The organism is Phocaeicola sp. RTP21359st1_B8_RTP21360_211022, from assembly GCF_040911965.1.
GTDB classification, from domain to species: domain Bacteria; phylum Bacteroidota; class Bacteroidia; order Bacteroidales; family Bacteroidaceae; genus Phocaeicola; species Phocaeicola vulgatus.
In genome coordinates this window covers 158,924-173,250 of the sequence record NZ_JBDFXP010000003.1, presented here as the reverse complement: position 1 = coordinate 173,250, position 14,327 = coordinate 158,924, and the positions used below count along the sequence as shown (strand labels likewise).

The 14,327-nt window shown below is 40.4% G+C and carries 8 protein-coding genes; all 8 read right to left on the bottom strand.

Features of this window, described 5'->3' with window-relative positions; all coding sequences use genetic code 11:
- Positions 1–203: 203 nt before the first annotated feature.
- Complete coding sequence (locus AB5062_RS02440; RefSeq protein WP_057099119.1) at positions 204–890, bottom strand: vitamin B12 dependent-methionine synthase activation domain-containing protein; 687 nt, start codon at positions 888–890, stop codon at positions 204–206.
- A complete protein-coding gene (locus AB5062_RS02435) occupies positions 883–1,893 on the bottom strand; it encodes a uroporphyrinogen decarboxylase family protein (RefSeq protein WP_057099118.1) in 1,011 nt (336 codons plus the stop codon). The genes AB5062_RS02440 and AB5062_RS02435 overlap by 8 nt, the downstream gene beginning before the upstream one ends.
- A 149-nt stretch (positions 1,894–2,042) precedes the next feature.
- Positions 2,043–3,323 (bottom strand): histidine-type phosphatase, encoded by a 1,281-nt coding sequence (locus AB5062_RS02430; RefSeq protein ID WP_084830409.1) that lies wholly within the window; start codon positions 3,321–3,323, stop codon positions 2,043–2,045.
- A gap of 14 nt (positions 3,324–3,337) precedes the next feature.
- Positions 3,338–5,113, bottom strand: a complete 1,776-nt coding sequence (locus AB5062_RS02425; RefSeq protein ID WP_032945002.1) for a RagB/SusD family nutrient uptake outer membrane protein — start codon at positions 5,111–5,113, stop codon at positions 3,338–3,340.
- A 23-nt stretch (positions 5,114–5,136) separates the two neighbouring features.
- A complete protein-coding gene (locus AB5062_RS02420) occupies positions 5,137–8,286 on the bottom strand; it encodes a TonB-dependent receptor (protein ID WP_154577220.1) in 3,150 nt (1,049 codons plus the stop codon).
- Positions 8,287–8,765: 479 nt separating this feature from the next.
- Positions 8,766–10,736, bottom strand: coding sequence for a RagB/SusD family nutrient uptake outer membrane protein (locus AB5062_RS02415; RefSeq protein ID WP_005844668.1), 1,971 nt, complete (start codon positions 10,734–10,736; stop codon positions 8,766–8,768).
- A 24-nt stretch (positions 10,737–10,760) separates the two neighbouring features.
- Positions 10,761–13,961, bottom strand: coding sequence for a TonB-dependent receptor (locus AB5062_RS02410; protein ID WP_005844670.1), 3,201 nt, complete (start codon positions 13,959–13,961; stop codon positions 10,761–10,763).
- A gap of 34 nt (positions 13,962–13,995) precedes the next feature.
- A complete protein-coding gene (locus AB5062_RS02405; protein WP_032938975.1) occupies positions 13,996–14,280 on the bottom strand; it encodes a hypothetical protein in 285 nt (94 codons plus the stop codon).
- Positions 14,281–14,327: the final 47 nt, after the last annotated feature.

Sequence of the window (14,327 nt, the reverse complement as noted above, 5' to 3'; positions counted from 1 at the left end):
AGATTGCAGCTCCACCCCGGTGGAACTGGAGTTTCACCGGGGTGGAATATCAGATGAAAGTGGTTGTTATAACAGATGGAAATGGCTGTTATACCCTGTCTGATAGGACAGGAGATTCATTAAGGTTGCAACAAATTGCAAAATCAGTGAGGTTAATAACAACATCTAGCCATTTTTGGACTCTGATTTTTGTAGTCATCCTATTATCCTCGCTGCTTCCGCCTGTAACATTTATCGTACGTACAGAGACCGCAAGTATATTCCAGCTTACGGACATCCTCCCCCAGCCCTATTACTCCACTGACCGATTTTATAGGAAGCATCAAACTGGAATCTGTCAACCGGATGCCGCAAGGTTCCGCCGAAGGGAATAAGGGAAATAATTTCTTTTGTTCCGACACATGCCAGCCGCAATATCCGGGACTGAAACGGTTGGTATGCTTCCACCCCCTGTTGCGGATGTATTCATCCAAAGCGATTTCCATACAATCCGCAGTCTTCTCGGCTATGATACTTCCTATAGCATCCGCTATATAAATCTTTACCATATCCCCTTCTTGCTGCAACGTATGCTGGAGCCTTTCAAAACCGATTCCGGCAGTCGCGGCAAAGAAAGCGAAGGATTCTGAACCACGCAGCTGCCGGGTGATTATTTTACCTATACTGAAATACGTATCGCCGACAGAAAGCGAGTCTTTCGATTCATCCAACTCTCCACCGGATATGAAAAAACAAAAACGGGGAGAAGTAACTGCCTCCACCCGTTCCAGTACCCCACGGACTTCTTTTTCCACCGCTTCGTCGGGCACAGCATCTGCATATCCCATCGCCTCATAGAGTTCGGACAATGAGATAGGCAGATCAGCAAAAGAAAGTTCTTTTTCAAGCATTATTGAATCCATTTAATGCAGCAAAGAATGCATCAATATTTTCAGATGGCGTATGAGGCGGTGTATCACATCCGCTGGAGAGCACGAAGTTGGGATAGAACTTGGTAGCCTCCAACAGGTCGAGTGTGGCTTTCTTCATCACCTCCGGAGTAGCAGCCTTGAACAAGCTCACCGGATCAAGATTTCCCATTGCAAGGGCATCGGCAGGTACTTCTTTCAGAGCTTCGACCATATCTATTTTATTTCCAAAATGATAAGCGGCAGCTCCTGTAGCTACCATTGCCTTGGTACAATGACCGGTATTTCCACAATTATGCAGAATGACCGTGAAGTGATCGTCCTGCACTTTCTCTACGATCTCCTTAATGAAAACAGACGAGTATTGCGTGCAGTCCTCATCGGACAACAGTCCGGCAGCCGGCTCGGCCATCACTACCCCATTCACTCCTGTGGCCTTCAGTGCCATGCAGTAACGGAGAATGAAATCCGAACATTTCTTCAACAGCGAATTGGCTGCTTCCGGATTGATATAAATAAGCATCATGATTTCAGACATGTCATACAAACGTCCTGCCAATGAGTAAGGGCCGATGCAACCGGCAAAGACGGGCCGGTCCGTAATGGTCTTGGCTGCCAGCATATTTGCTTTCAGATACTGGGGGATTCTTCCTTTATTCAAGGCAGGGATTTCCAGTTTGTCAATAGCTTCTTCATCATTGAGAAGACGCCCCACCACACTGGGAACCTCATTTTCGGGGAAGACAATCTCCGCTCCGAAAGCCTCGGCTTCTACCGTCAAATCCATAATCACGGTTGCGGCGGCTGTGGGATATTTCTCACTCAATGCCTTGATGGCGTTGTAATGCACTTGTCCGTCAGTAACCGCATCGCGCACCGTTTTCCCTATCATCTCTATGCCCGGATGGGTCATGATGGGCATAGCCACCACCTCTTTTTTTTGGATAATTTCGTTTATCCACTCTTTCATATTCAGTTTACTCATGGTCTTTTATTCTTTATTTATTCTGTTATTGCAAAAGTAAGTCTTTTCTTTGATAATCTGCTGTCCCCTTTGCTCTTTCTCATTCAAAAAAGCGGTATAAATCCCGTTACAATACTACAGGGATTTACACCGTTTTTCATCTTATAGACTTATGGCAATTTATGCAAAAGATGACGATAGTATGTTTCAACATCTTTCCAATGGTAGAAAGGAGCAATATCCGTTTCTACAGGGATGGTAACTTCTTTCTCGCAATGCATGAACTTCACCAGTATATCGTCAGAAGCTTTTTTTCTGAAGAAAACCAACTGGACGTTTGCCGCCATCGGAGTGACCTTGAAATTACACCATGCCTGATAGAATTTATCGGGATCCGTTTCGGCTTTCCACATATCGCCCAATTGAAGCAACGCTACCAAGGGAATGATATTTCCATCGTGCCCAAAACGTAATGTCGCCGCATGGGTCCCGGATCTGATCGCCTCATCGGCCGAATCCAATATATTTTCAAGCAATGACCGGGCACTGGCCGTCATTATTCCACCATTGGCAGGCGCAGGTCCGTCACATACATAATTATGATAATTGCAAACTTGCCAAAGATCAAATAATTCATCTTTCTGAAATACATCATAAAGACTCACCTCTATCTCTACATTCTGCAAATCTGAAGCAATCCAATAAAGTCCCCACATCAATTCATCAGGATTCACATTCTTACGGATATAGTCAGGACTATTAAATAAGGAAGTGACCAGACGATCGGGACGGGTATGAGCTTCTTTAAACTTTCTATATTCCTCATACCAAGGTCCCTGATGAGAAACAAACTTCACGGCTTCCGGCGTATGATAATTCATATATTTCATATACCTAGCACAAGCTTCGCGCCGGATCTGCAATGCCGGATTGAGTTCTTTCAACCGTTCACAAAAGGCATCCATACTCAATACACATCGCAACACCACGGTAGAGCGTGCAGACAGAGCAGGAGATCCCTTGAATACCTCGGGATAGTTCTGAAACATTCTTTCGGCTATCCCCCGGTGTTGCCTCACACCCAAAGGAGTCAAATCTCCCCCATGTCCCTCGGCATCTTCCCACACCAACGCCATTCTTTTGCGGACATCTTCTCCCAAAGCGGTCAAAGCTCCGGCTTGATGCGCTTTCTCGAAAATATCAACCACTGTCTTATAATCCTGTTCCGATTGAATCCATCTGGAACCGTGTCGTGCATAATGACTGATATAGAACGGTTTATACCCTTTAGGCGGAGGAGTCGCGATAGCTTCCTTTACAGGATAAGCATAGTACACTCCTCCCGTCCGGGCTATATCTTCCAATATAGCCTCACGGGTGGACTGGGCAAAACCATTCAGGTGAATGCCACACAGACAGAGGAACAGGACACTATATTTAAAAAGCACCAGTGTTTTCATATTCATTAATTATATCCCTCATTCTGACCAAATTCATCCGGATTCAAGATAGAGTCCAGAAACATCTGAGGAATAGGACGCCATGCATGATGCGGTTGGATCAAAGGAATATCCGGATTATGAGCTTTCACATATTCTACCAATTTTCCGGTTCTCTTCAAATCAAACCAGCGCATAAATTCGCCGCAATACTCACGTGCTCTTTCTTCCAAAATAAAGTCGATCGTCATCTTGTCCACTCCTACCTCCATTTCAGCTTCCTTGCCCGGTACAGCCGCACGTCTGCGTATGTCATTGATACGTGCTTTAGCTATCTCCTTATTTCCTCCGGACTTCATGATCTCACATTCGGCAACAATGAAATACATTTCGGGCAAACGCATGGTAATCACATCATTTGCACCTACCTGCGAATTGGTAGGCAATCCTTTGTTTTCAAAATTCGCATCTTCGTACTTCAGCAAGGTCGGGAAGTGAATGTTAAAGTTGGCACTCTTGCTGACACTTCCATCGGCTGCATAGGTATCATCGATATCGACGACAGCGTATGGCAAGTTACGTTTGTCGGCAATCTTCTTCTTGGTGAAAAGCAGCGCTGTTTCTCCCGGCTGAATAACCTGACCAATCATAGATGACGGTTTTTCAAAATAGTCCAACTGATCCTTAGTCCAGGCATAAGCTTTGGGTGTATTCAGTTTATACTCTTCACGGAACCAGGCATTGTAACGGGCATCTATATTCTCATTATACAATTCCAACAAATAACGGGTAGGCATCATCGCCATACTGCCCGACTTGGCATTCTTATCATTTCCATATTCATAATCCTGCACCATACCTGCTCTTGCCGAATAACTGGCATGGAAATACATATGCATACGGTTCGGGTTTTTAGCCTGCATATTCAATGAGGACTCGGTAGAGTGGGTCACAACGAACATAGCCTCTTTATTCGTTTTATTATTATCCGGATCAAAGACTTCGTCAGGCGTATCATACAAAGATACTTTCAACGCATTCTGATTATCAATCACATATTGAGCCGCATCCTCAGCGATTTTATAATATTTGTCTTTGTCTGCCTGACTGTCACAATAGGAAACCCGTGTCAGTGCGATGCGCGCTAATAAACCATAAGCCGCTTTTGAGGTCGCACGACCTACATCTTTAACAGGATAAGGATCAACGGGCAGATTATCCACCGCATTCTGTGCATCGGCCAGCATTAAATCATACAAATCTTCATAGCTGCTGCGATAACAGTTCATTGAAAGACTTTCGGCAGAAGTTTCTTTGGTTCTAAGATCCACGTTACCGTAAATTTCAACCAAATGCCAATAAGCGTAAGCACGCATGAAACTTAATTCACCAAAACGGATATCTCTCAGTTTCTTGTCTTTGAATTCCACTTGGTCAATCCGTTCCAAACCGGCATTACAGTCGTTTATAATTTCATACAGACGATTCCACGTATTCTTAATCTGACCAACCGAAGCTGTCAATTCTTCATATTTGGACATCTGACGGCCATAACCGCAATTGGCAATATTGATCCAAAGGTCGCCACCACCGTTCAGTAATAACACAAAATCTTCACGTCCATAAAACTGACCGCCCCAAAAAGCATAAGCCGAATTGACAAGGGCCTCAAAACCGGCCTGTTCTTTGTACACATTATCCGGGGTACTTCCGGCAGGATTGTATTCCTCCAAATCACATGATTGCATGCCCAACAACAGGGCGGCACATGCTGCAAATAGATATTTCTTATTGTATTTCATGATAGTTATTTCTTTTTTATCTGTTAGAAATCAAGATTCAAACCAAATATAAACTGACGCTGCAACGGAGCTTTAGCCGATCCTCCGCGTTCTGCATCGTAATCCTGAATCAAATGATTCTTGGCAAAAGAGAAGAGGTTATTGGCAGTGACATATGCACGAAGTTTGGACACACCCAATTTGGAAGTCAACGATTTGGGGAATGTATAACCCAGTGATACAGTCTTGATCTTCCAATAAGAACCGTCAATGTAATTCAAAGACTCGTATCCCAGATAGTTATAGAAATTGGTCTGAGCCGGACGCGGAAAATCATTTGACGGGTTTTCCGGTGTCCAATAGTTCAAATATGCGGGGAAGTTTCCTTTTCCCTGAGGATCGTAAGCACCTGCCAGTTCATAGTCAATCATCTGTCCCCAACGAGCTATAATATATACATTCAGATCGAAATTCTTATAACTAAAGTTATTATTGAGTCCTCCCGTCCATTTTGGAGACTGGCTGCCGAGATAAGTCCTGTCATTATCATCAATAATAAAGTTGCCATCCAAATCCTGCAATTTTATATCACCCGGCTTAAAAGACTGTGTCTTCTTTGCATCTTTAAAATATTTGGCAGCTTCCTCTGCTTCATTTTCCTGCCATATTCCCTGATTGATAAAATAATGATAGGAACGCAAAGGACGGCCAATCAGCAAACTACTGGTAATGGATGATTCGGCGCCAATGATATCCTTACCATCAATCAAATCGGTAATTTCCTCATGATTGGCAGCAAAGGTAAGGGTGGAGTTCCACTTAAAGTTTTTGTTATCCACATTGACGGTATTTACCGATACTTCAATACCACGGTTCATGGTTGCACCGATATTTTGATACATCTTGAACGGAGTTGCGTTACTACCACCCATGGAAGTAGGCAAAGTACGGGGCAACAGGATATCAGTAGTCTTTGTCTGGTATAAATCGACAACAGCCGAAATACGGTTATTGAACAAACCGATATCAAAACCTAGATCCCAGGTATTGGACATCTCCCAGCCTACATTCTCATTACCCACATATTCATTGTATATATAATAGGTATAGCCATTATCCTGGAAAGCAGAGTTTGTTTTCGGAGTCAAGCCCGACTGAGTTCCGTAAGCCATGATACCCGAGTTACCTGTCTTACCCCAACTTAAGCGCAACTTCAAGTTGCTAAGGGCTTCCACATTCTTCAAGAATGCTTCATCACTAATGCGCCATGCAGCAGCTACTGAAGGGAAACTTGCCCATTTATTGCCTTTAGACAAACGTGAGTCACCATCCCAACGATTGGAAACCGTCAACATATAGCGGCCTTTATAACTATAGTTGAAGCGCAAAGCATACGAGAAAGTCTGATGCTGTATATAATCCGATCCGATTACATAAGAGCTTTTATCATTGGCTCCCAGATTATGCCATAAATAAGAATCAACCAACTGGCCTTCACCTTGTGCATTCACCGATGTATATTTGGATTGTGTCCACGAAGTCAATGCAGTGGCACCAAAAGTATGATCTTTGACGGTTTTGTTATAACTGATAATATTATCCCAATTCACAAAACTCTTTTCGGAAGATTTGATTTTGGACAGTGACGTTGAATTCTGTCCCAAACGGTCAATAGAACCGGCCCCTTCAAAATCCTGCTTACGATAAAAAGCATAATTGGTTCCTAAATTAGAACGGAAAGTCAATCCTTCAATAGGGGTAAAATCCAGATACCCATTGGCTATCAAATTGGTTTTCAGCACATGATGTCTTGCAGCCACTTCAGATGCCTCATCCACCAACGGACTCACCTGTCCATTCTTTCCTAATGGATATTCCACCACTTTACCGTCTTCATCGTATGCTTTACCAAGAGGTGCATTAGTAGCAGCACGCCATAACACATTCTCGGCACGCTCATCCTGTGCATAATGAGTGATCTGTGTGGTCGCTCCTACTTTCACGGTCTTGCCCAACTTGTGCTCAATGTTCATACGCAAGTTGTACTTATCCATTTTATCATTTTTGAAAGAACCCTTTTCCTGATAATATCCGGCAGACAACATCGCGGTTGTCTTTTCCGTACCGCCCGAAGCTGTAACCTGATGGCTTTGAACAAGCCCTGTATGAAGCACCTCATCTATCCAGTCAGTCCACTCACCGTTCTGAATGGCCTGCCATTCCTCCACAGTGAAAAGTTTCTGGTCATCGGCGGTAGAATTCCACTGACCGCCAGTACGAGCAGCTTCACGACGCACCTGCATATAGTCTTCCCCACTCAGCATATCAGGATATTGCGCCCACCCGTTTACACCAAAATAACCATTATAAGAAAACTTTGTTTTACCTTGCGCACCTTTCTTGGTGGTGATAATGATTACCCCATTAGCACCTTGCGAACCATAAATTGCCGTAGAAGAAGCATCTTTCAGCACTTCGATAGATTCAATATCAGCCGGAGCAATATCCGAGAAATCACCTCCCTGCATACCATCAATGATAAACAGCGGAGCATTGGCAACATTGTTACCAAACTCATCTTTCACATCGGACAGTGAACGCTGTCCACGGATATTAATGGTTACACCCGAAGTAGCCTTACCTGAATTACGTACAATATCCAAACCCGGAACCTGCCCCTGCAATGCTTCCATGGCATTAGATGCCGGTGATTTTACAATATCAGCCGCCTTCACTGAAGCAATAGAACCTGTAAGGTCACGTTTCTTCATCACGCCATAACCCACAACGACCACTTCATCCAAAGCCTGCGTATCGGCCTCCATTTTAATGTTCAGCTGATTGCTTTTTCCTACCGTTATATCCTGCGTTTTATATCCTATATAAGATATGACGAGAATATGCTTACCTGAAGGAACTTCCAAAGAATAATTACCGTCAAAGTCGGTAATCGTACCCACCGTTGTACCTTTCACCAGTACGGATACACCAATTAACGGCTCCCCTGTGTCATCTATGATTTTACCTGTAACAGTACGTCCTTGCTGGACAGACTGAACCAATTCACCGGCAACAGGGTCACTTGCATTTGCATAAGAAAATGCAGACGGCATACATAATGCTGCCGATAACCCTAAAATAATGGGAGTACGTCTGATATTACTTTCCCAATTTTGTTTCGGACTTTTTTTCATGCTTTTTATTTCTATTATAATAGTCAACAAAAGTTTATTTTATTATATCTATTTAAATGACGCATGTAAAAAGCCCCTGTACCCAAACTCAATCATAAAAATACGTTAAAACAAAAGTATAATTTCTTTCATTTAGTATTTATTTTTAACTGAATCGCAAACTTAAATTTATAAATACCTGATTTTAGCCGATAAGATTCTAATACAGGTAGCCCCACGAATTATCTCCCTCCAACTCCCATTCGTGCACAATTTATATCTACCGTAGTGTTACTGTGAGGCTTCAATTCAAAGCCATGCTCCGATTATTTATAAGAACATAAAAGGATTACATAGAAACCACCTCCAATCTTTATATACGAAAAGACAGAACATCCCGATAATCAAAAGACCAAAGACCTCATCATATTAACAAATAAAAAAGGAGGATTTTCCGAAATGGAAATATCCCCCTTTTATGTCACTATCAAAAAATTATATTAATAACCATTAGTACCGTATTCAGCAGAGTTCTCTATCTGATTTAAGAATGTATATGAGATAGGACGTAAATAATTCTTTTGGCTAAAATTTACGGCAGCACGAGGATTATATTTAGGCAATCGAGTTTCAAAAGCTTTATGTCGTTTCAGTAAAGCCCAACGGGTAAACTCACCACACAATTCACGAGCATATTCATCCAACACATCATCCTCTGTAGCAGTAGTCAATTTCATATTAGCTTCGAAATCAGCTTCATTACGACAAGCACGCTTACGAAGAACATTCAAATACTCAGCTGCTTTTGCACCATTTCCCAAACGTTCTTCCGCTTCAGCCGCAATCAGATACACTTCAGCCATACGCATAATAAACATGTCACCAGTTTTGCATTGCAAATTACTTCCATAAAAACCTCCCTCGAAATTAAAATTAAACTTATTCAATGAAGGAAATAAAGTATAGGTATTTGTCTGCTGGGCATCAATAAATGTTTCCTTGTATTTACCATCTGCTGCAAACAAATCATCAATGTTCACACAAATATATCCTCGCTTTGCTTTTTCAGCATCACTCAAATACTCTTTTGATAAATAAACGATAAAACGATCTTCATCCTCTGCTAATGGATAAGGATTCACATAAGGATTCTTCACTTTAACCAATTTATTGACATCACCAGAATATTCTCCTTTAGGCCATACACTGGCAACATATTGATTACCACCATTAGAACCTAGATTAATAGCATTAACATCAACATATGGATATATCTTCTTTCCTACAAATTTAGAATCAATACCATACTTAGTGCACAAATCTTCAGTTAATGTAATTGTTGCATTCTTATCATCGTATGTGCGCCATCCAGCCTGTACCATGGAGAACAGAGAAAAAGCTGTTGTAAATGAGTTTTCCCAACGTTTATCATAACGTGCATCAAAACAGTCCACTAAATATTTAGAAGGCGCATAATAATTATTATTCACACGACCATAGAAGTAATTTTGCTTACTGCCCACAGGATAAATATCACTCAATTTATTAGGATCACAGAATGTGAAAGTAAATAATTTATTCGCTCCATACGAACCATATGTAAAAGCATCAGTTCCTGCCTGGGGTCCCGAAGCTATAAACAAAGCTTCTTTATTGTTACGATTATTACTTTGTGCCCATACATCTTCAACATCATCATACAAATATGCATTATAAGAAGCCATATTGGCAATCAAGTCTTCTGCAACTTCTTTCGCACGCTGCCAATAAGAAACACCATTTTCGCTTAAACCTTCACCTGCTCCCTGCGCATAAGCTCTAGCCAACAAACCTAAAGCAGCTTTCTTTGTTACCCGGGCATAATTACCATCCATAGGAGTTGTATTCAAGTCAGCAGCAGCTTCTTGCAAATCAGTTATAATAAGATTGTAAATTTCCTCCTGTGACGAGCGAGTGGGATTCATTATTTTGGTATCTGTTGACTCTGTAGTTACTAACGTCACATTGCCATAATTGGTCACAAGTACCAAATAATAATAAGCACGCAAACACTTTGCTTCAGCTACTACAACTTTCAGTACATTCTTATCTCCCTCAGTTACATCTGCTGCACGATTTATCACTGCATTACAAGTATTAATACAAGCATAAGCTTGAGAAAACAGTTTGTCTGTAGCATTAGTACTAGTAGTCAACCCTTCATAATAGAACAATTGCTGCAATGTTGTTTTATTATTTTGGGTAAGCCATAAATCTGTACCGGTTTCCGCTACAGCCAAATAATCGGAAGCAGAAAACATTTGGTCATAAAGTGGAGAATAGCAATAAGTACCCAAATTTTTCAAGCCTTCTACAGTTTTCAACTCTCCTTCTCCAGATGTATCGCTAGGATTATATTCATCCAAAGAACATGAGTACATAGCTGCTGCTGTGCAAATGGCTAAAGCCATGTTATATAATGATCTTTTCATTGTCTTTTGTCTTTAATGTTTTTGTTAGAATGAAACATTCACACCAAATACCAGTTGCTTGGATAATGGATACTTCAAAGCACCATTCATTTCAGGATCATAATCTTTCAACAAATGACTTTTAGCAACGGTCAATGGGTTAGTAATAGTAGCATATAAACGGCATTTGCTGATGCCGGCATTTTTCAACAAACGTTCCGGGAAGGTATATCCTAAAGTAATATTCTTTATTTTAAAGAATGAACCATCTACATAATTCAAACTACCATATCCTATATAACTTTTCGTTTCACGATTAGCATTTAATGCCGGGAAATCATTTGAAGGATTAGATTCCGTCCAATAGTTAAAATAAGTAGGGAAATTACCCTTACCTGTTGAATCATACCAACCTAACATTTCATAATTAATCATCTGTCCCCAACGGAAATAGGCATAAATAGTCAAATCAAAATTCTTGTATGTGAATGAATTTTGGAAACCCATCGTCCATTTGGGAGCATTGTGACCTAATACTTGCGAATCAGCGTCACTATAAGTATATTTATTATCTTTAGTATAATAGATAATATCTCCATTCTTGTCAGTCAAAGGCTGACCATCATCCCCTACTTTATAGAACTTACCATCGGCTTCCTTAATCATTCCTGGCACATTGATTTTAATATCACCAGGAGCACAGCCAAATGCTGCTGCATCTGTTTCTTCACCCAACTGCCACATACCATCAATTTTTGGAGCATAGAATGAATTTACAGGATAACCTATAGACAAGTAATAGTCTTCATTCTTAACATGGTCTGCCGTACCGCCTATCAATGATTTTACTTTTTCATTATTCAAAGTGAAAGTCAAAGCAGAAGTCCATGTAAATTCTTTATTAACAATATTACGTGTATTCAATGTTAATTCCAAACCATGATTCTGTGTCTTTGCAATGTTCTTGCTCATATAATATAACTTAGAAGCATTGTACGCACCATTGACAACCGGCAAATTCTGCTTCCAAATTACACCATCCGTATTTGTTATATAATAATCGGCACTTAAATCAATACGGTTATTGAAGAAAGATGCATCCAAACCAATATTCCAGTTATGAGATCTTTCCCAAGTCAAATCAGCATTCGCTACATTCTCTGAAAATTTATAGCTGTTTGTTTTTTGACCGCCCAAACTATAATATCCATCCAATTCTACAGTCGCAACAGAAGAATAGGGATCAATAGATGCTGCACCAGTCACACCATAACCCAAACGCAGTTTCAAATTATTCATCCAGTTACTGGTCCCTTGCATAAATTTCTCGTCCGATATTCTCCATCCTAAAGACACGGCTGGGAAAGTACTCCATTTATTACCTTTTGCCAGTCTTGAAGATCCATCTTGACGAACCGATGCAGAGAATAAATACTTACCTAAATACGAATAATTGATACGTCCTACCAAACCTAGCCCTTTAGACATAGTATAATTGGAATAAACAATTCCCGTACCATCCATGTTATGCCATAAGTACGAATTATTCTTTATATTATCCTGCTTTTGCCAAGACTTATCCGTTTGATTATGATTCCATGAGGTAACTGCTGTTACAGTAAATTCATGGTCTTTCTTGATATTAAAATTATAAGTGAAAATGTTTTCCCATTTATAATTATAGCTTCTGTTCTGATCAATCTGGGCATAAACACTAGCAGAAGTACCAGAAGCATTAGGACCATCTGATGCATAATATTGATAGGAACCGATACCTTGGAAATAATTCTTTTTATCGTACCCTAAACTAGCGTTCAACCGTGACTGGATAGTCATTCCTTTAAAGGGACGAATCTCAATATAAGGATTTAAAAACAGCTTGAAATTTTGATTGTTATCACGGTATACACTTTTATCTTGATTCAATAATAAATTAATAGTATTTCCATCACCCGGAACCGGAGTTACATTGATACTTCCATCTTCATTGTAAACGGTTCCCAAAGGAACAGACACTAATGAATTAATAAATCTGGAATATGCTTTATTTCTATAGACATAAGATCCTTGCATATTCACACCAACACTTAACCATTTTTTTATTTCATGGTCAATACGCATATTGGTAGAATATACTTTATAATCATCACCTGTAAATTGTCCCTGCTCATCTGAGAAGTTTAAAGAGAAATATGCTTTTGTTTTTTCCGTACCTCCTGAAACCGACAAGCTATAATTTTGTGTAACGCCAGTCTGCAACAGTTCATCAGCCCAGTCTATATATTGTCCGTTCAAATGTGCCTTATAAGCTTCGGGGGAAGAAAATAATGCCTCATCCGTAGAATATGTTCCGGCAATTTGGTTTGCTTCACGAAGTACATTGATATAACTGTCACCACTACGCATCTCAGGAACCGTGGCCCATCCGTTGAAACCGACATAGGCATTCAAATTGATATTAATTTTTCCTGCTTTACCACTTTTAGTAGTAATTATAATAACACCATTGGCACCTGCCGCACCATAAACAGCTGTCGAAGAAGCATCTTTCAAAACTTCAATAGACTCAATATCATTAGGATTCAATGTAGAATAATCACCCGGCATACCATCAATAATAAACATAGGATCACCGCTAGCTGTAAATGAACGAGTTCCACGCAATTGCAATTTAGGCCCTTCACCCGGTTGCCCTGAGGCCTGAGTTATATCCAACCCTGCAACACGTCCTTGAAGTGCTTGCATAGGATTAGTAGCAGGTGTCAAAGTTATATCCTCATTTTTAACGGAAGAAACAGCGCCAGTCAAATCCCGTTTCTTAACAGCACCATAACCAATAACTACCACTTCTTCCAAAGCCTGAGTATCCGGTTCCATCTTAATAGTGATCTGGGTGTTCTTACCTATGGTCACAGTCTGAGTTTTATAACCGATATACGATACCTCAAGCATCCCCTTACCTGTAGGAATATCTAAAACGAAATTTCCATCGAAATCAGTAATCGTTCCAACAGTAGCTTGTCCTTTCACTATCACGGACACACCAATCAACGGTTCTCCTGTTTCATCCACTATTGTACCTTTAACTGTATGCGTTTGCAAAACAGACTGCACCGACTCACTATCCATTCTACCACCCACATTTGCATACGAAAAAGCAGCCGGCATACATAATGCAGCTGATAATCCTAACACAACAGGTGTTCGTCTGATTCCGTAACCCAACGGCTTAGGACATTTCTTCATGTCTTTTCTCATTTTTCTATGGTTAACAAATTAATTAATAATCCATATTATTTATCTCTAATGTAGTAAAAATACGATGTTTTAGTTTTCTTTCTTCAGATAAAGTCATTACTTCCATTGCTTCATCAGAAACCAATAATACATTCTTGGCCTCTTCAAATACTTTCAGCAGTTCTGCGTGCTCCTTTAAAAGCTTATCCCAATGAAAAGCTGATTCAGGAGCATCATCCAGAACATACTTGATAAAGTCGTCATCCTTCAAAAAGTCTTCTACCTTGCTATACATCTTTTTTGTATCCACGTTACAATCATTTTTCATTATGACGGATAGTGGTTCAAAGTTGTACTCACCTGAAAACTTAAAAT